This window comes from Streptomyces sp. SM11 (assembly GCF_002910905.1).
GTDB lineage: Bacteria > Actinomycetota > Actinomycetes > Streptomycetales > Streptomycetaceae > Streptomyces.
On record NZ_NEUE01000174.1, the window covers coordinates 1 to 2,378 of the forward strand.

The window sequence follows — 2,378 nt, forward strand, 5'->3', positions numbered from 1 at the left end:
GGACCGAGAACATCACCGTGTCCTGGCACTACATCGCGCGCATCTGGCGGGAGGAGAGCCTGAAGCCGCACCGGTCCGGCACTTTCAAGGTTTCCAAAGACCCCGCGTTCGCGGAGAAGGTGGCCGATGTGATCGGCCTGTATCTGGCCCCGCCGGGCGGCGCGGTGGTCCTCTCGATCGACGAGAAGACGCAGATCCAGGCGCTGGACCGGACCCAGCCGGTACTGCCGGTCGCCTTCGCGGCGAGCGAGAAGCGCACCGCCGGCTACGTCCGGCACGGCACCACGAACCTGTTCGCCGCCCTGAACGTGAGCACCGGCGAGGTGCTCGGCGAGTGCAAGCCGACCCGGAACGGCAAAGACTTCCTGGCCTTCCTGAAGAAGGCGGTGAAACCGCACGCCGGGAAGGACATCCATGTCGTCCTGGACAACCTCTCGACGCACACCACCCCGGAGGTCAAGGAATGGCTGTCGAAGAACCCACACGTCCACTTCCATTTCACTCCCGTCGGCTCCTCGTGGCTGAACCAGATCGAGATCTGGTTCGGAATCCTGACCCGGCAGTCCATACGCCGCGGCACCTTCTCCAGCGTCAACGTCCTGGTCAAACAGATCCGCGACTACATCAACTCCTGGAACACAACGGCCAAACCGTTCACCTGGACCGCGACCGCCGGCGAGGTCCTCGCGAAGGTCCGACTCGTCGCGACCAACGTGAAGAAACTCGTCAATAACAACTCGAACTGACATGAACGGGATCACGAGACACTAGCTCCGGTGCAGAGTGTTTTATGAGGTGAAACCCGCAGGTCAGCCATCCGGAACAGCCCCCCCCTTGAGCGGCGACCGGTTGGCGGTTGTACCTCTACGCGAGGAAGCGGTCGCCGCAGGGCGGGCTACAGCCCTGCCGGGAAGGGACCGGGGCCCGGGACGGGGTCGAGGCGGTGCGGAGCAGGAAGCGCAGGGCGATCAGGCGCAGCCGGCGCAGGACCCGGGTGGCCATCAGCTGTTGTCTTCCGGGGCGTCGGTGAGTTCGAGGACGACGGGGTCGCGGTGCTGGGTGGCGGCCGTGGTGCGGGTGACGTGGCGGACCAGGCGCAGGCCCATGTCGGCGAGTTCGTCCGGGGTGTGGAGGGAACACAGCAGCGCGGCGGCGGGGAGGGTGGGGGGGTGCCCCTATCTGTTTCGTCAACCCTGGTGGGGTCGGCTTGTAGGGGTTGATCCTGGTTTCCGGGAACGTCCCGCGAAGCGGGACGTTCCCGGCGGATCGGGTGCCTGATGGGCAGCCCGGTGGCCGGCAGCGCCGGGGTGGCCGTGCCGGTGTGCGGGCGTGATGGGGCCTGGAGGGTAGGGGCGGCGGAGATTTCAGGCGGCGAGGTCGACGTCGTCGGGGGTGCGTGGTTCGTAGAGGGCTCCGGTGCGGATCATCGCGTGGATGACGTTCACACGTTGGCGGGCCAGGCGGAGGATGGCCTGGGTGTGGGTCTTGCCGCGTGCGCGCTGGCGGTCGTAGTAGGTCCGGGAGGACGGGTCGGACTTGCAGCCGATCGCGGCGAACGCGGCTTGGAACAGGGCGCGTTTGAGGAGGCGGTTGCCGCGGTGGGGTGCGTGCTCGCCGCGGATGGAGGTGCCCGAGGACTTGGTGGCGGGGGCGAGTCCGGCGCAGGAGGCGAGGTGTCCGGCGGTGGGGAAGGCGGTGCCGTCACCGATCGCGACGATCACGGCCGCGGTGGTCCTGACGCCCAGGCCGGGCATGGACGTCAGGAGGTGGAAAAGAGGGAGGGCCTCCAGCAGGGCGGCGATCTCCTGCTCGGCCTGACGCCGCTGGGTGTGGGCGGCGGCGAGCTGGGCGGCCAGGCCCGGCACGATCAGCGCGCTGGCCTCGGTGCCGGGAACGACAAGGGTCTGCTCGGCGAGGGCGTCGAAGATCTCGGTGGCGAGGTGGTGGGCCTTGCGCGAGCCGTGCGCCTTGAGCAGGACCTCGCAGCGGCCTCGGCCCAGCTTCTTCAGCCTGGCCGGGGAGCCGTGCCGTTCAAGGAGGGCCAGGATGTAGGGGTAGCCCAGGCGTGGGCCGACCACCCTTTCGAGAGTGGGGTGGATCTGGGAGAGCAGGCCGCGCAGCCGGTTGGTGGTGCGGTTGACCTCGCCGGCCAGGTCGTTGTCGTAGCCGGTGAGCATGGTCAGCTCGGCCAGCGCCTCGTCGTCGCGGTCCACCGCGCGCAAGGTGTGGGGCATGGTCCGGGCGGTGTCGGCGATGACGAAGGCGTCACGGGCGTCGGTCTTGGCCTCGCCGGGGTAGAGGTCGGCGGCCCGGCGCATCGACAGTCCCGGCAGGTAGGCGACCCGGCAGCCGGTGGCGCGGGCCACGGTCAGCGGCAG

The 2,378-nt window shown here is 69.0% G+C and carries 3 protein-coding genes; 1 reads left to right on the plus strand and 2 read right to left on the minus strand.

Annotated elements, in window-relative coordinates:
* A partial coding sequence (locus B9S58_RS15885; RefSeq protein WP_107494944.1) for an IS630 family transposase occupies positions 1–746 on the plus strand: 746 nt, incomplete at its 5' end.
* 118 nt (positions 747–864) lie between these two features.
* On the opposite strand, the gene B9S58_RS37995 is transcribed toward B9S58_RS15885, so the two are convergent.
* Both B9S58_RS37995 and B9S58_RS15890 read right to left on the minus strand, forming a co-directional pair.
* Positions 865–1,002, minus strand: coding sequence for a hypothetical protein (locus B9S58_RS37995; protein ID WP_181009327.1), 138 nt, complete (start codon positions 1,000–1,002; stop codon positions 865–867).
* A 362-nt stretch (positions 1,003–1,364) separates the two neighbouring features.
* Positions 1,365–2,378, minus strand: a 1,014-nt coding sequence (locus B9S58_RS15890; RefSeq protein WP_103532759.1) for an IS110 family transposase, incomplete at its 5' end; no start/stop codon positions are given.

Coding starts and splice junctions, on each gene's coding strand:
- B9S58_RS37995 (WP_181009327.1), bottom strand. CDS start 1,002: ATGGCCACCCGGGTCCTGCGCCGGCTGCGCCTGATCGCCCTGCGCTTC.